Raw genomic sequence first — 15,626 nt, forward strand, 5'->3', positions numbered from 1 at the left:
ATTCCTCCCGGCGGTAGATGTTAGGTGTCCCTGAAAAAAGAACCTCTTACCCTCTTAACGTACAGCGTAACCTGTTTGTTCCCCATACCGGAATCGCCTTTGATTGCCACCCCCTGCGCCACTATTAAGCAGCCGAAACTACACCGTTTTCAGGCAAAGAATCTCCGTAGAAAACCTCGGCATAGAACTCTGCAGCAAGGCTAAACACACGCTCGACCACTTCCCTATTCGGAGAGGTGACAATCCCCGATGCGACGCGACCACGCAAGGTCGAATACTGCTCGAACTCTGCAGCCCACTTTTGACCGCTGACGCCGGTGAGCGCCAAGCGCTGCCATGCACTCGAAGGCAACCGCTTCCGTTTCTTAATTACGGGAGAATCAGCATTGACCGCACCCGCAACACGCAGGGCCGCACGGTAGGCATATTCAAGAGCCAGATCGAGCTTGCCTTGCTCAAGGTAGACCTGCGCGGAGCGAAGAAGGGATTCTGCGGTAGCAAGGAAATTCCCACTCTTTCCCAAGCGACTAGGCGCTCCAGAAACTGAGCCGGTAGTTGCTGAAATTACGCTGTTCATTACTGCCCCTTACCTTCCCTTATGTATGCCCTCGTGCAAGTTCTTATGCGTGCCGTTCGTTCGTATGAATTGAGACTAAAACTCCTGTTCGACTACCTTGACTCAATTATAGATCATGTGTTCGAATATGGCTAGGTTTTTCGCCACTTACCTGCGATAATCTCCAACCGGGCGACCAGCAACCAATTTCAACCGGTTTATTCTGCTAAATGGCCCCCACTTTTAGCGCGAACGTGGTTCGATAAGTGTTGTGAGTGTAATGATTCGTCGCCTAACAGGACCTGAGTTCTCGGTCCTCGCCCCCGAGCTCGTCGATATCTATATCGAAGCAATGGGATACTCACCCTCCATCCGCCTCCAGCGCATCCACGTCTGGCGCCGAGAAATCGCCCAGCCAGGATTTACCGCGCTCATCGCCCAACTCGATGACCAAGTCGTCGGAGTTACCTACGGTTTCCTCGGTTCATCTGACCGTTGGTGGGACAAGCAGCTTCGCCGCGGTTTCGAAGAAGCAGGCGGTGCAACCCCAGAACAACTCGAACTTCTGCGCAGTTACTTTGAGGTTGCAGAGATCCATGTCGCGCCGAAGCTTCAGGTGCGCGGAATCGGACGCCGGCTGATCACCGAATTGCTGTGGAATGCCCCCGCTTCGTATGTCGCTCTTTCTACCCCAGAAGTAGAAAACGAGAATAACCCTGCTTTCGGCCTGTACCGCTCGCTGGGATTCAAGGACGTTTTACGCCACTTCTATTACCAAGGCGATGAACGACCCTTCGCCGTGCTTGGGCGCAGCTTGCCACTCGACGCAAAGAATTAATTCACGCCTCGAGGTTCACTGGCTTCCCGAACTCGACTCTTTAGTATTAGTTCCTCCCCTTGGTGGGTACTGTTAGGGAGACGACGATTCACCGACCAAGGAGTTTTCGCGTGAGCGCACCGGACAACCAAGCCAAAGATCTCCGCCAGCTTTCATTGAATGACGTTCCTGAAGAAGCGCAAAAGTTACTCGCGCAATTCTTTAATGAACAAGAGGAGAAAGTTGCCGGTATCGGCCGTCCGGTGACTGAGGCCGTTAGTTACCTTCGGGATTTCGTTCTCAATGGTGGAAAACGGGTCCGCCCGCTGTATGGATGGGCCGGGTTTGTCGGTGCCGGTGGCCTGAAAAATCTCAATGGCACCAACGAAGACCCGCAGGCCGTCCTCCGCGCCGTGAGCTCGCTCGAGTTTATTCAGGCATGCGCGCTGATCCACGACGACATTATTGATTCGTCTGATACCCGGCGCGGAAATCCCACAGTCCACCGCGCTGTCGAGGCCGCGCATCAGGAGCAGCAGTGGACAGGAGATTCCGCCCACTTCGGCGAATCGACCGCAATTTTGGTCGGCGATCTCGCTCTCGTGTGGGCTGAAGATATGTGGCGCTATTCCGGCCTCTCCCATGCTGCTCTCGATCGCGCGGCAGAACCATGGCGCGCCATGCGCACCGAAGTCATTGGTGGCCAGCTCCTCGATATCTCCCTCGAGGCCTCCGGCGACGAGAGCCCAGAATTGGCCAACGCGGTGAACCGATTCAAAACCGCTGCTTATACAATCGAGCGTCCACTCCACCTAGGTGCCGCGATTGCGGGAGCTTCTCCGGAGGTCATCGAGGCGTTTCGTGGTTACGGTACCGATATCGGCATCGCGTTTCAGCTTCGCGACGATCTCCTGGGCGTGTTCGGAGACCCATCCGAGACAGGAAAGCCCGCCGGAGACGACCTGCGCGAAGGCAAACGCACGGTCTTGCTCGCCACTGCGTTGCAGCGTGCCGACAAGTCAGATCCGGCAGCAGCTGCGCAGCTGCGCGCCGGAGTAGGTACCGAAACCAATCCCGAGAAAATTGCGGAGCTCGCATCGATTATCGCTTCCACGGGTGCTGTTGAATCCATCGAGGAGCAAATTTCTACGCTGACAGTCTCCGGTTTGAAGCATCTCACGGATGCAGGTATCGAACCTCAGGTCACCGAGGACCTGCACAAGCTCGCGATCAGAATGACTGAGCGGCGCAAATAATGTGGCAGAGATTGGCACGTGTCTCCCCTACGACATGGGGCCTGATCGGCACCATTTTGATCACCCTGGGTTCCTTTGGCGCCGGCGCTACCCGTAATCGTGGTGGTGCACTGGACGCGCTGGGATGGAACTTTCTCGCGTTCGGTCACGGGAAGGGAATCCTGGAAGTCACCCTTCTGATCGGAATTCTCCTCCTTATTCTCGGCTGGCTCCAGGTTGGGCGCCGGACAATCGTCGATAAGCCTGAAAGCGACGCTGAACGCTTCGCCACCGTGCGACGAAGCTTGTGGCTGTGGGTGGCTCCACTTGTCGTGGCGGCGCCGATCTTGTCGCGTGACGTGTACTCGTATCTCATGCAGGGCGCGATGGTGCGCGACGGCTTCGATCCTTATACCGAAGGTGCCGCAATTAATCCGGGGCCGTACCTGTTGGAGGTCTCCCACGACTGGCGTAACACCACAACACCTTATGGTCCGCTGCATATGTGGATCGGTGAAGGGGTAACCACCGTCGTGGGAGATAATGTGGCCGCAGGTCTGATCGCCTACAAGCTGATTTCTTTGGCCGGTTTTGCGGTGATCGCTTGGGCAATTCCGAAGATCGCCACGAAGCTGGGCGGCGACCCGGCCATGGCGCTATGGCTCGGTGTGGCCAACCCCGTGATGATCTTGCACATGGTCGGGGGCATGCACAACGAATCGATCATGGTCGCTCTCGTGTCCGTGGGAATTCTGTGCGCGTTAAACCGGAAGTTTGTGGCCGCAGTTGTACTGATCTCTGTTGCCGTTTCTCTGAAGGCAACCGCCGCGATCGCGCTGCCCTTCGTGGTGTGGATTGCGACCAACCACTTCGCCGGCAAAGACACCCCAGTACGCAGGAAGATCATCGCCTTTGTGGCGTCCGGTGCCATTGGGGTCGCGTTGACCTTGGCCGTGGTGAGTTTTGTGACGTGGGCGTCCGGTTCTTCGTGGGGTTGGCTCGCCGAGATTTCGGGGAACTCCAAGGTGGTCAATCCTTTGGCACTGCCCACGCTTGTCACCGACCTGGTGATCCCGTTCATTCAGCTTTTCGATGAGCTCTTCCCTTATAACCAAGTGCTTTCGGCAGCCCGCACGGTGGGTACCTTCGCCATGCTCGCCGGCCTAGTGGTGATCTGGTGGCTGTTTCGCCAAAACGACAGGCGCGCAATCATGGGCACCACGCTCGCCTACCAATGGGCGTACTTGGTCAACGCTGTCTCACTGCCGTGGTACTACGCGTCGGTGATCAGCCTGGTCGGTACTTTCCGCCCGCCGGTGTGGCTCCTGCAGTTGACCACCGGCGCATCGGTGTTCATCGCGCTGGCCTTCACCGGTGGAGGCAACCACAGGTTCTACGACCTGTGGTTCATCGGCATCGGGCTGATTCTCGCGTGGCTGGCCGCCACGTACGTGTTCCCGTTAGGTACTCAAAAGCCGGGTACTAAAAAGCCATCGCCTGCGCGCGCCGAATAACTTCGCGGGCGCCATGCCCGTGGAGTGCATCGACAGGGCGGCCCGGCAGCGTGTCATCGGGAGTAAAGAGGAATCGGAGGATTTCTTCGTCCGTGAAGTGGTTGTCCTTTAAGACGGTGACAGCGCTTCCCACGAATTTGTTGAGCTCGTCCCCGTCCAACAACACCGCTGGGATGTACTTCTTGCCATCGACGACGTAGGCGACCAGTTTGTTGGTGTTCAACAGATCATGAACCTTGGTCACTACTACTCCGAGGCGCTCTGACACGTCTGGCACGGCGAGCAGCTCTTCGCCATCGAGCAGCGCTGCGAGTTCTTCACTTAAGTTATTCACATGAGTTAGTTTACGTTTTAGAGGCGTTCGACTACCACTTGAGCGCCGATGTGCACCATACTTGGTGCCATGAGTCAGCTCGCAGTTGGAGATTATCTGGAGGATAGGTACCGCATCGATCGCCCGATCGCTCGCGGTGGCATGTCCACGGTGTACCGGTGCGTCGACGAGCGTTTAGGCCGGGAAGTCGCGGCGAAAGTCATGGACGAGAAGTATGTCGATGACGAAGTGTTCATGTCTCGCTTCACCCGAGAAGCGCGCGCCATGGCGCAGTTAACGCACCCAAACTTGGTTAATGTGTACGACTTCTCGGTGCACGGCGACCACGCCTTTTTGATCATGGAGCTGATCACGGGTGGCACCTTACGCGAGCTTTTGGCCGAGCGCGGCCCGATGCCACCGCACGCTGCGACCTCGGTCATGCGCGCCGTACTCACTGGACTTTCCGTCGCACACGCCAAGGGTATGGTGCACCGCGATATCAAGCCCGACAACATCTTGATCAATGGCGATAATCGGGTCAAGCTCGCCGATTTTGGCCTGGTTCGCGCTGCCGCCGATTCCACGCATTCCACCGACCAGATCGTGGGCACGGTCGCCTACCTCTCCCCCGAGCAGGTCAACGGCACCGAAATCACGCAGGCCTCGGATGTCTATTCCGCCGGCATCGTGTTATTCGAATTGCTCACGGGCGAGACTCCTTTCTCGGGGGATACTCAGCTCACGCACGCGTTCGCCAGGCTTAACGACGATGTGCCCGCGCCCTCGTCAAAGATCGCCGGTGTGCCTAAGCTTTTCGACGAACTTGTGGCCACCGCGACAGCCCGCGATCCGCATGATCGGTTCAGCGACGCGGGGGAATTCCTCGCCGCCCTCGACGATGTCGCAGCCGAGCTGAATCTTCCTGCTTACACCGTGCCCGTGCCGACGAATTCTGCAGCGCACCGCGTCGCCGCGATCCCGACGAATATGACTCCGCCTCAGGGAGCTGACGCAGACCCTGCTGAGAATGTCACAGAGGTAGTTGACGGGCCCGAGAGCAAAACGTCGATTCTGGAGAACAACGCGCGGGACAATGCGGAGACCTATGTCTTTCCCGAAGCCGATCCGCAGCCCGTCTCGCCTGTCGCCCCAAAAAACGAGACGGCGATCTTCCCCGCCGCGGCGTCCCCTCGACCAGAGACGCAGATCCAACACGAGGTGCCCGCGCAGCAACCCCAGCAACCGGCGCCTCGCGCTGAGGTGGACACCCAGGCACCTGCCCCGGAGACTAATCGCTCAAAGGTGACCTTGATCGTGTGGCTCGTCGTCATCGCAGTACTCACCGTGGCGGTGGCAATCGGTGCGTGGTGGTTTGGTTCAGGACGCTACGGGGAGATCCCCCAGGTACTGGGCATGGATCGCGAGCAGGCCGTGACCGCTGTTGCCGATGCAGGTTTCGAAACAGCGACCGAAATCGTCTATCACGACTCCGTCCCCGTCGACCAGTCCGTGGGCACGCAACCACCCGTGGGTGGAAAGGCCTTACCCGGCGACGTGGTCACCGTCTTGATCTCACAGGGGCGGCCCACGGTGCCGGAAGTCCCCGCAGGCATCGGCGTGGAAGATTACCGCGCACTGGCCAACGAGCGCACCTTCGAGGTAGCCACGGGTGAATCTGTATATTCCAGCGGCGCACCAGTGGGATCAATAGCCAAGACAGAGCCTGAGGCTGGCACAGCCTTGGCCATGGGCAGCACGATCACCGTTGCCGTATCCAAGGGCCCCGAACCCATCGCCGTGCCCGATATTCGTGGCATTCCGCAAAGGGATGCCATCGCCCAGCTCGAGGATGCTGGTCTCAACGTCGGAGAGATTACCGAGAAATTCGACGATGAAATTTACAGCGGAAACGTCATCAGCACCTCGCCGGCACGCCTGTCCGAGCTCGAGCGTGGCGACACCGTCGACTTGGTAATTTCCAATGCTGTCACTGTCCCCGATGTCACCGGCTGGGATGTCGAGGATGCCACAAGCGCGCTCGAAGAGGCAGGCCTCGATGTGGGCAGGGCCACGCGCGACAAGGACGTCGTCTCCGATAACGCTAACCGGGTCACCACCACCGATCCCGCGCCGTGGACCAACCTTGAGCCCGACGATGCCGACGTGCGCCTCGTGCTGCCGGGGCGCGTGACGGTGCCGAATCTCGAGGGGATGCGCGTCGAGGATGCCAGGGACCAGCTTGAAAGTATCGGCCTCAAGCTCAACCGAGGATCGCGTTACGACGATGAACTGATCACCACGCAGAACACGAAGGCTGGCGAGTCAGTATCCGCAGGCACCACAATCCGGGTCAGCAGCAAGAAATAGGCGCGAGAAAACACTAACCGCCCGCTCCCTCACACACAGTTGTGGGTGGGGCGCGGGCGGTTTTGTCGTCGTAAAGCGAAAACCTAGTAGCGCAACATCTCGGCGACCAAGAAGGACAGCTCGAGAGCCTGCTCGGTGTTCAGGCGAGGGTCACAGGCCGACTCGTAGCGACCAGGCAGATCGACATCGGTGATGTCCTGCGCACCGCCGAGACACTCGGTGACGTTCTCACCGGTCAGCTCGATGTGGATGCCACCTGGGTGGGTGCCCAGCGCGCGGTGGACCTCGAAGAAGCCCTGCACTTCGTCGATGATCTTGTCGAAGTGGCGCGTCTTGTACCCGTTGGATGCGGTAAACGTGTTGCCGTGCATCGGGTCGGACTGCCAGATGACCTTGTGGCCGGAAGCCTCAACGGCCTTGATCACCTCAGGCAGAACGGTGCGGACATTCTCATGGCCCATGCGTGCCACCATGGTCAAACGGCCCGGCTGGAAGTTGGGGTCCAGCTTATCGGCGTAGGCGACGGCTTCCTCAGGGGTGATCTTCGGACCAATCTTGATGCCGATTGGGTTTTCGATCATCGCAGCGAAGTTCACGTGGAAATCGTCGATGCCGCGGGTGCGCTCGCCGATCCACAGCTGGTGCGCGGACAGGTCGTAGAGCTTCGTCTCGCCATTCTCGTCCTCGGCGAGGCGCAGCATGGCGCGCTCGTAATCCACCAGAAGAGCCTCGTGGGAGGCGTAGATATCGGAGGTGCGCAGGCTCTCGTCATTGACGCCGCAGGCATCCATGAACGCGAGCGAGCGAGAAATCTCGCGCGACAATGCCTCGTAGCGCGCGCCTGCAGGCGAATTGGCGACGAACTCGCGGTTCCACTCGTTCAGGTTGTGCAGATCCGCCGTGCCCGACTGGGTCAGCGCGCGAACCAGGTTCATTGCCGCGCCGGAGTTCGCGTACGCGCGCACCATACGTGCAGGATCGTGGCGACGAGATTCCTCGTTTGGATCAACGCCGTTGACAATGTCGCCACGGTAGTTGGGCAGGCCATTGGCATCCAGATCAGACGAGCGTGGCTTCGCGTATTGGCCAGCGATACGCGCGAGCTTGACCACGGGCATCGAGGCGCCGTAGGTCAAGACGACAGACATCTGCAGCAGTGTCTTGATGTTGGCACGGATATGTGGCTCTGTGTTCGACTCGAAGGTCTCTGCACAATCGCCGCCCTGAACCAGGAAGGCCTTGCCGTTGGCGACATCCGCTAATTGTGCCTTGAGCTTGTGAATCTCAGGGGCCACCACGACAGGTGGAACCGACTCAAGGATCTTGCGGACGTTATCGGCTTGCGCCTGATCCCAGCTGGGCTGCTGATGCGCCGGGCGGGAAATTACGTCTTGGAACTTCTCGTTGAGGTCACCCGGCAAAGGAGGCAGGTCCGGGAGCATCGTTTCAGGGATATCAATTGTCCAACTCACATACATAGTTGTAGCACGTCAACTGGAGAATCCCTAGAGGAGGGAAGAAAGTGCCCACATAGTGAGAAAGGTACTAGCGGTGTGCGCGCCCTCGGCCGTCGATAGGCATGACCTTCATACACGCCTTGAACTTTTCGAGGTTGTGGCGGGCATCAACCAAGGCATCATGGTTGCCGTCGGGCGACTCGGGCAGGCTCGGTCGGCCCGCGATTTCCCAGTATTGCTTCAGCTCGTGGGTAAAGCGGGGAAGATTCTTTGGCATCGCAGCCATATCTCCCCACAGTTGCGCGAAAACGACATGGTCGTAGGCTCCCACCCATGCCCACAGCTCGGGGCGTGCCACGCGCTTCGTGATGAATGCATGAACTTCGTCGCGAATCGTGTCTTTCGACTTCCACACAGAATCCTGCGGATTAGGCAACTTCGCCAAGACGTTTTCGCGCACCCACGCGTTGGCCTTGGTGGAATCAAATTCTGTGGACACGGCGTAGTACTCGCTGCCGTCTTCTCCCACGATACCGATGGAAACGAGGTCGATTGTCGTCCCATTCTCGATGAACTCGGTGTCGTAAAAATACCTCACGTGGCTGACACGCTCATTTCCATTGCTCTTGAATCTTGTCCACGATGTGGCTAGTCACCATCTGATTCTAATGGTGCGCCTAGCGGGACTGCGCTGAGTCCTGCTTCGTCGCCTTCTTCTTGCCCACTGGCACAAAAAGAACCAGGATCAACGCCAACATCAGGATCGGCGACAGTGTGGTCACGTGGAAACTAAGGCCCGCGATGACGAGATAGCCGATGATGATGGCCACTGAGAGCGCCAATCGGGTTGCTAGTACTTTGTCCATCTATTGGCTACTTTCTTTTGCTCACGCCACTTGTAGAAACCCCCGCTGCGCCGACCGAACGGATTGCCTCCGCGTCGTGGGCCTTGTCATCAACCTTGTCGGAGACCTTCTTAGAGACCTTCTTAGTAACGCCAAGCTCCGGCAGCATTGGTGGGTAGAGACTCCAGCGTACTCCGGGGATTTTACCCAGCAGCCACATCCCCACTGCACCAATGCAGGCCGCAAGAAGTGCCAGCGCAATCCAGAGGTACTTGGACATCCATGGGTTGGCCTCATCGATGCCAATCGGAAGGTCGTAGGCTTCTCGCGGCATGGAAATCAGCAGGGTCATCCCGATCGGGTGGCCGAGGTAGATCGGCAGGGTGTTCTGCCCCAGCTTCTGAAGCGGACGAGCGATAAAGCGCACGTGCGACAGGGCGACCGCCAGCATGACACCGCTGGGCAGCATCAGCGTGTACTGCGCCAGATTGATCAACAGCTGAACCTCGGCGAGGCTAAACGGCGCCAAGCGTGGCACGGGGATTTCCAGTGGCGCACCGGAAGCCACAAAATTGTTCCACGACACCATCAACGCCACAGCGGTCAGGAAAGTGCCCAGTGCGATCAGGATGTTCTTTGGCTTCCCCGCCTCGTCCGCGAACCGCATGATGTAGCGTCGCAGGTACGCACCAGCGATAAAGATCGGCAGGTACATGATCGCCTTTGCGACGATGGGCACCTCGTGATGCAGTGGGATCGCGGCGATGGGGCTGAGCGCCACCGCGACAGTTCCCCACCACGGCAGCTTCTTGGTTGCCCAGAGGGCGACGTTGAATAAAATCAGGGCGTAGAGGAACCACGCCATATTTCTGCCCGTGGCAATGAGAGTGAAGTATTCCTCCCCCGTCATCGGCCCGGCCATGCCCGCCATTTGGAGCATCTGATTATTCAGCGATACCTCGATAGGCACCCCGATCAGGTAGGGCACGAGGAAAAACCACAGGCGACGACGGAACAACTCGGTGAACGAGAAGTTAAAAACCTTTGCGGAGAACAAGCCACTGACAAGGAAGAATAGTGGCATCCGCAAGGGGTCGAGGAAGGTGTTCGCCTGAGAAAGCAGCGTGTCGCGCGCTCCAGGGATCAACAGTGAGACGTGAAGAACGACAACGCCAATGATGGACAGGCCTTTTGCAACATCAGGCCAAATCAGGCGTTGTGCTGCCATACTTTCATCCACCTCAGATCAAGATATTCACATAATTGCAAGCTAATGGCTTGCAAACGATGTCTATCTTACCTGTTCAGGGACTCGAACCCAAACACTTTGAGGGGAAAGTGTCTCACACAACTCTCAAGCTAGGCTTTAAGGTCCGGCTCGGTACCCGCCGGATAGCCCTTGCCTGCTTCCAACGACTTCTTCACGTCTGAGGCGTACGCATCCACATAGGGATAACCGGTCAGCTCCGAAAGGGCGTGCATGACATAGTCCGTGAATGGACGCATGACCTCACGAGAGTCCGGGTCGTAGCCATTTTCTTTCGCCCACTCCCGAGGATGGATGGGCTTTCCAATCCGGACTTCAACCTTGACTGGGCGAATCAGGGTGGTGCCAATCGGGTTGGCCTTGCCCGTGTTTAGCATGCCGACGGGCACAACTGGAACGTCGCTCGCCATGGCCACACGCGCCATGCCGGTACGTCCCTTGTAGATCCGCTCATCCGGGGCGCGGGTTCCTTCGGGATAGATGCCAAACAGGCCGCCATCCTCGAAGACCTTGGTGGCGGCTTCTGTCAGTGCGTCACCCGCGCTTTCCGACTGACGATAGATCGGGATCTGTCCCGCCGAGGAGAAGAACCACTTCTGGAAAAGACCCTTCAGGCCGGGCTTGGTGAAATATTCGCTCTTCGCCGGGAATACAATCTGGCGAGGGCACACGAGTGGGAACGCGAAAGAGTCATAGACCGACTGGTGGTTCGAGGCCATGATGGCCGGGCCTTCCATGGGAACATTCTCTCCGCCGACGTATTTAGGGCGGCTCCACACACGCGCAATTGGGCCGAGGAGGACGTACTTATACAGCCAGTACCACTTATTATGCATCTGTTTCTCCTTGGTCGTTCCGCTGGCGAGTACGCTGCCGTGTATCTTCTCGGGCTAGATCAGCGACACCAATCATACCCGCCTCGGGGCCCAGTTCCGCGCGAATCACCCGCGGAAGCGGTCGGTATCCAGCTCCGACAATATTCTTGCCCATGACCTCAGAGGCCTGGTTGAGATAGAGATCGGAGTCCGCGCTTAGGCCACCTCCGACGACGATCAGCTCGGGGTCCAAGATGTCCGAGACCATGGCAAGGCCCTGACCGAGCCAGGTCGCGAATTCTTCAATCGTCGCAACGCCCAGTGCATCCCCTGCGCGCGCCGCGTTCATTACGTCATTGCCCGAAGCACGCTTTCCGACGACCCGGCGGTACAACTTTGTGTTTTCGAAACCACCCCGGGTGGCGATCTCCATCGCCGTATCGACGAGTGCCGTGCCGGAAGCGTAGCGCTCTAGGCAGCCTCGCTTGCCGCACGAACACGCACGCCCACCAGGGACGACGGTGATGTGGCCGAACTCGGGTGCGGTACCAAAGGAGCCCCGGAAGATTTCGCCGTCGATCATGAGCGTCGCGCCGATACCGGTGCCGAGAGCAAAAAACACCCAGGTATCTACGTCCTTGGCCACGCCGTGGCGGAACTCTCCCCACGCTGCGGCATTGGCGTCGTGTTCTAGGCGGACCGGCAGTCCCGTCGCCTCCTCGAGGATCGCGCGTACTGGAGCGTCGTCGCGCCACGGCAGATGCGGTGCGAAACGCACGATCTCACAGTCGCGGTCCAAAAATCCCGCTACAGCAACGCCAACGGCAGAGATGTCAAAGGAGGAGCGCAATTCGTCGATAAGCGAAACGATGGTGCGCACCATCTCTTCCGAGGTCTCCGGGGTGCGGTCCGACGCTCGTGCCAGGATTTCTCCGCGGTCGTTGACAACGCCGGCGCGTGTGTTCGTGCCGCCGATATCGAAGCCGACGGTGAGCGCACCGCCTGAAGATGAGGGGGTAGACATAGCGATTAAGCCTATACGTCGCCGGGCTCGACCGCTTCCGCAGCCTCACCTTCTAACACCCGGTTGAGCTTTTTGCCCAGATGATCCCAGGTCCACTGCTCGCAGACGTGGCGTCGGCCGGCGGCACCCATCGCTTCGCGACGAGGGGCGTCTCCCAGAAGCCCCAGCAAAGCTTCTTCTAACTCGCGTTGGTTATTTCCGTCCACGACGATGCCGGTCTCCGGGGTGACAGTTTCTGGAGATCCACCGGAGTTGCCCGCAACGACGGGCACTCCGCAGGCCTGCGCCTCGAGGTAGACGATGCCGAGGCCTTCGACATCGAGGCCTCCTCCCCTCGTCCTCGACGGCATCGATGCGATATCGGCTGCAGCGACAAGGTCGCGCAGATCGTCCCGTGGTACAGCACCCGTGAAAGTGATGTTGTGGGGAAGCTCCTTGGCCAACGCTTTCAGTGTCGCGTCGTAATAGCCCTTGCCCACGATGACCAATTGGGCATCCGGGAAATTCTTGGTCACCGCTGTCATCGCGCGAATGAGTTGGTCTTGGCCCTTGCGCGGAACCAGCCGGGAGGCACACACGATCAACGGGCGTTCCCCGATCCCAAACCTTTCGCGAGTCTGCGCTCGCTGCTGTGCGGTGGCGGGACGGAAATACTCCGTATCAACGCCAGATGGCAGCCGGACGTAGTCCGGCTGTGTACCCACCGCGTTGCGGAACCGATTGAGCGTGTACTCCGAAATGTAGGTGACAACATCCGAAGAGCGCCCAATCAATGAGAGGACTTGTCTGGCCCCGGGGATCATCGACCACCCGACTTCGTGCCCATGGGTCGTGGAGACAACGCGTGTGGCCCCTGCTGCGCGTGCGGCGGAGCCCATCACGGCCAGCGGGGCGGCTGCTCCGAACCAGACTGTATCAATGCCGCGCTCGCGGATAATTTTCTGTATGGCCCGGGCCGTCGCGGGAGTGGGAAGCATGACCTTGCGGGGCCAGCGGATGACCTCGTAGGGGAAGTTCACATCGAACTGCTGCGCTTCCGCGGCATCTTGAGTGGAGGCAAAAATGATAATCCGCTCAGGTGCGACGGTGGAGACGAAGTCTCTAAGATACGACTGAATCCCGCCAACCGTGGGCGGGAAATCATTCGTAACGAGCAGCGTGGCCATTTAGTAGCGGGATGCGCCCTGAATCGGCATGGAGTCGTATGGAACGACCTGTACCGGGATACCGTAGTCGGATGCATGGACAACCTGTCCGTTGCCGATGTACATGCCCACGTGGGTGACACCTGGGTAGTAGCCGATGATGTCACCTGGCTGCAGATCGGAAGTCGACACCGACTGTCCGCCGGCCAGCTGGGCCTGGGAAGTACGAGGAATGGACTTGCCCTGCTGCTGGTACGCCCAGTACATCAGGCCCGAGCAGTCGAAAGCATCGGGACCAGCTGCGCCCCAACCATAAGGTGAGCCGAGCTTGGAAAGTGCCGCGGAGACTGCGGACGATGCCGCTGCCGAAGCACCTGCTGGCGCATCAGTGGAAGACCCAGGCATCTCGATCGCCGGGTTAGGAACCTCGATAGGGTTGTCCTTTTCCTCCCAGGCGCGACGCTGCTCTTCGCTCAGCGAATCGATGCGCTGCTCCATGTCGGTCACCTGAGATTCCAGGGAGCTCCGCTCCTGGTCCAGCTTGGTGTACTTAGCATCAAGCTGGTTGCGGTAGAACTCGGCCTCGACAACGGCGATATTGGCCGCGTTGGCACGATCCGCTGCCGTGAGAGTGGCGTCCTGCAGCTCGCCGAGTGTGCGCTCGGTGTTGCGGGAAATAGCGCCGAGGTACGCAGCGCGGTCAATGACGGTTTGAGGGTTACCCGACTCCATCGTGGTCACCAGAGAGTCATTTTGAACATTGCGGTACTTCGAGGCTGCGATGCCATCGACGTCACCCTGGAAGCCGGTTTGGCTCTTGTTGGCATCCTGGACAGCTGCATTCGCTGCGGCAGCCTCGGAGCCGAGGGCGTCGAGCTTGCCCTGTGCCTGCTCGATTTCAATTTCGAGCTGCTTGACTGCCTCGTTCTTGGCGCCGGCCTGCTGCGAGATCGCTTCCATCTCTTGAATCAGATCATCGACCTCATCCGCCTGGGCGGGAACGACGATGGTGCCTGCAACAACTGCCGTCGCGACAGAAGAAGCAACAAGAGCGTAACGACGACTGGTTGCGCGGTGCTTTCCCACGGGTAAATCTCCTCATATAACACGCCCCTTAGCCGAGGATTTCAGTGATCCTGCCAGGCCGAAGAGGCGAAAGTCATGCTTTGACGGTAGCAACTTTAGCTGCTGCCAAGTCGTATAACAAGCGTAACTAAACCGTTATCTAATGAATGTCTGGTGTTGTTAATCACAAATGCCCCGGGCGCTCAATGCGGAGGCCCAGGGCATAACGTGCGATGAAATTAGAAGCGCACGATGGAGTGGATTGGCATGTAATCGATTGGGCGCTCTGCAACTGGGGAGCCCGAGTTCAGTGCGTCGATCATGGTGCCGTTGCCAGCGTAGATACCAACGTGGGAAGCGCCACCGTAGTAAACGATGATGTCGCCTGGCTGGATCTGGCTGCGGGGAATGGTCTGACCCGCAGATGCCTGTGCCTGGGAGGTACGTGGGATGGACTTGCCAGCCTGTGCGTAAACCCAAGAGGTAAAGCCGGAGCAGTCGAAGGAGTTAGGGCCCGCTGCACCATAGACGTATGGGGAGCCAATCTTGGAACGTGCAATGTTCACGATCTGCTGACCGGAGGACTGCTGTGCCACAGGTGCAGGTGCTGGAACGGATGCGCGTGCCGCTGGAGCGGTTGCAGCTGCCTCGTAGGTAGCAGGTGCCACCTGCGCTTCAACACCGTTGAGCCACTCGGTGAATCCTGGCACAGCAGCTGCGCCTGGAATCTGGCGAACCTGGGAGATAGCAGCCTGGACGTTGCTGTTGTCAGACTGGCCAGCCAGGGAAGGGATCCACTGCTCGATGCCTGGGATGTTAGCGATGCCCGCAATGTTCTCGATGCCAGGAACTTCCGAGCTCAAGTTGGTGCCAGGTACGGTGACCTGAGCAGCGTTTGCTGCAGTTGGTACCAAGAGGGTGGTGCTCAGTGCGACTGCAGATACTGCAGCGATGTTGCGTGCGGTCTTCTTATTCAGGCGACGGTGCTGTCCCACGAATGTTCTCCATATCTTCCTATAGCGCCTACCGAGTTAGCTGACGGGCTAGGTTTCGGAAATAACCTTCGACTACTCCATGGCAACGGATATCGGATCCGGCCACCCTCGTAGCGTCTTCGCCCCAGATAAACTCTGTGGTTCCCCGGTCTCCCCGCTCACATTGACATTGGCCAAGCGAATCGGATGAGTTCGGCAATATATGTTC

Annotated in this window: 15 protein-coding genes and 1 riboswitch; of the genes, 4 read left to right on the forward strand and 11 right to left on the reverse strand. The window is 58.8% G+C overall.

Features of this window, described 5'->3' with window-relative positions:
* Positions 1-124: 124 nt before the first annotated feature.
* The gene (locus tag A37O_RS0108545; protein WP_026196260.1) at positions 125-577 is read right to left on the reverse strand and encodes an SAV_6107 family HEPN domain-containing protein; all 453 of its coding nucleotides are present in this window, start codon (positions 575-577) and stop codon (positions 125-127) included.
* Positions 578-827: 250 nt separating this feature from the next.
* Between A37O_RS0108545 and A37O_RS0108550 the strand changes: the two genes are divergently transcribed.
* The 3 genes from A37O_RS0108550 to A37O_RS0108560 all read left to right on the forward strand — a co-directional run bounded on the left by A37O_RS0108550 (position 828) and on the right by A37O_RS0108560 (position 4,122).
* Complete coding sequence (locus A37O_RS0108550; protein WP_026196261.1) at positions 828-1,394, forward strand: GNAT family N-acetyltransferase; 567 nt, start codon at positions 828-830, stop codon at positions 1,392-1,394.
* Between the two features lie 110 nt (positions 1,395-1,504).
* Positions 1,505-2,629 carry a polyprenyl synthetase family protein gene (locus A37O_RS0108555; RefSeq protein ID WP_018297093.1) on the forward strand — a complete coding sequence of 375 codons (1,125 nt, stop codon included), beginning with the start codon at positions 1,505-1,507 and terminating at the stop codon, positions 2,627-2,629.
* Positions 2,629-4,122, forward strand: coding sequence for an alpha-(1->6)-mannopyranosyltransferase A (locus A37O_RS0108560; RefSeq protein ID WP_018297094.1), 1,494 nt, complete (start codon positions 2,629-2,631; stop codon positions 4,120-4,122). The genes A37O_RS0108555 and A37O_RS0108560 overlap by 1 nt, the downstream gene beginning before the upstream one ends.
* Here A37O_RS0108560 and A37O_RS0108565 read toward each other — a convergent pair.
* Entirely contained in the window at positions 4,091-4,456 is a 366-nt protein-coding gene (locus A37O_RS0108565; protein WP_018297095.1) for an Rv2175c family DNA-binding protein, read from the reverse strand. The two genes, A37O_RS0108560 and A37O_RS0108565, sit on opposite strands and share 32 nt — an antisense overlap.
* Before the next feature lie 69 nt (positions 4,457-4,525).
* Between A37O_RS0108565 and pknB the strand changes: the two genes are divergently transcribed.
* Positions 4,526-6,805: a Stk1 family PASTA domain-containing Ser/Thr kinase gene (pknB, locus tag A37O_RS0108570; RefSeq protein ID WP_018297096.1), complete on the forward strand. Its 2,280-nt coding sequence runs from the start codon at positions 4,526-4,528 to the stop codon at positions 6,803-6,805.
* A gap of 83 nt (positions 6,806-6,888) precedes the next feature.
* On the opposite strand, the gene A37O_RS0108575 is transcribed toward pknB, so the two are convergent.
* The 9 genes from A37O_RS0108575 to A37O_RS0108615 all read right to left on the reverse strand — a co-directional run bounded on the left by A37O_RS0108575 (position 6,889) and on the right by A37O_RS0108615 (position 15,418).
* Positions 6,889-8,277, reverse strand: a complete 1,389-nt coding sequence (locus A37O_RS0108575; RefSeq protein ID WP_026196262.1) for a class II 3-deoxy-7-phosphoheptulonate synthase — start codon at positions 8,275-8,277, stop codon at positions 6,889-6,891.
* Between the two features lie 73 nt (positions 8,278-8,350).
* Positions 8,351-8,860 carry a polyadenylate-specific 3'-exoribonuclease AS gene (locus A37O_RS0108580; protein WP_018297098.1) on the reverse strand — a complete coding sequence of 170 codons (510 nt, stop codon included), beginning with the start codon at positions 8,858-8,860 and terminating at the stop codon, positions 8,351-8,353.
* Positions 8,861-8,939: 79 nt separating this feature from the next.
* Positions 8,940-9,128: a hypothetical protein gene (locus tag A37O_RS0108585; RefSeq protein ID WP_018297099.1), complete on the reverse strand. Its 189-nt coding sequence runs from the start codon at positions 9,126-9,128 to the stop codon at positions 8,940-8,942.
* Positions 9,129-9,135: 7 nt separating this feature from the next.
* Positions 9,136-10,335, reverse strand: a complete 1,200-nt coding sequence (locus A37O_RS0108590; RefSeq protein WP_018297100.1) for an acyltransferase family protein — start codon at positions 10,333-10,335, stop codon at positions 9,136-9,138.
* Between the two features lie 131 nt (positions 10,336-10,466).
* Complete coding sequence (locus A37O_RS0108595) at positions 10,467-11,210, reverse strand: lysophospholipid acyltransferase family protein (protein ID WP_018297101.1); 744 nt, start codon at positions 11,208-11,210, stop codon at positions 10,467-10,469.
* Positions 11,203-12,213: an ROK family protein gene (locus tag A37O_RS0108600; protein ID WP_018297102.1), complete on the reverse strand. Its 1,011-nt coding sequence runs from the start codon at positions 12,211-12,213 to the stop codon at positions 11,203-11,205. Before A37O_RS0108600 ends, A37O_RS0108595 begins: the two co-directional genes overlap by 8 nt.
* An 11-nt stretch (positions 12,214-12,224) precedes the next feature.
* Positions 12,225-13,379, reverse strand: coding sequence for a glycosyltransferase family 4 protein (locus A37O_RS16500; protein ID WP_018297103.1), 1,155 nt, complete (start codon positions 13,377-13,379; stop codon positions 12,225-12,227).
* Positions 13,380-14,444 carry a C40 family peptidase gene (locus tag A37O_RS16505; RefSeq protein WP_018297104.1) on the reverse strand — a complete coding sequence of 355 codons (1,065 nt, stop codon included), beginning with the start codon at positions 14,442-14,444 and terminating at the stop codon, positions 13,380-13,382.
* Between the two features lie 218 nt (positions 14,445-14,662).
* A complete protein-coding gene (locus A37O_RS0108615; RefSeq protein ID WP_018297105.1) occupies positions 14,663-15,418 on the reverse strand; it encodes a C40 family peptidase in 756 nt (251 codons plus the stop codon).
* A gap of 10 nt (positions 15,419-15,428) precedes the next feature.
* Positions 15,429-15,626: riboswitch (cyclic di-AMP (ydaO/yuaA leader) on the reverse strand.

This window comes from Corynebacterium lubricantis DSM 45231, from assembly GCF_000379425.1.
Classification (GTDB): Bacteria; Actinomycetota; Actinomycetes; order Mycobacteriales; family Mycobacteriaceae; genus Corynebacterium; species Corynebacterium lubricantis.

Excerpts from the sequence above, each read along its gene's own strand:
- A37O_RS0108545 (WP_026196260.1), bottom strand. The coding sequence starts at position 577 with ATGAACAGCGTAATTTCAGCAACTACCGGCTCAGTTTCTGGAGCGCCT.
- A37O_RS0108560 (WP_018297094.1), top strand. The coding sequence starts at position 2,629 with ATGTGGCAGAGATTGGCACGTGTCTCCCCTACGACATGGGGCCTGATC.
- pknB (WP_018297096.1), top strand. The coding sequence starts at position 4,526 with ATGAGTCAGCTCGCAGTTGGAGATTATCTGGAGGATAGGTACCGCATC.
- A37O_RS0108585 (WP_018297099.1), bottom strand. The coding sequence starts at position 9,128 with ATGGACAAAGTACTAGCAACCCGATTGGCGCTCTCAGTGGCCATCATC.
- A37O_RS0108590 (WP_018297100.1), bottom strand. The coding sequence starts at position 10,335 with ATGGCAGCACAACGCCTGATTTGGCCTGATGTTGCAAAAGGCCTGTCC.
- A37O_RS0108595 (WP_018297101.1), bottom strand. The coding sequence starts at position 11,210 with ATGCATAATAAGTGGTACTGGCTGTATAAGTACGTCCTCCTCGGCCCA.
- A37O_RS0108600 (WP_018297102.1), bottom strand. The coding sequence starts at position 12,213 with ATGTCTACCCCCTCATCTTCAGGCGGTGCGCTCACCGTCGGCTTCGAT.
- A37O_RS16500 (WP_018297103.1), bottom strand. The coding sequence starts at position 13,379 with ATGGCCACGCTGCTCGTTACGAATGATTTCCCGCCCACGGTTGGCGGG.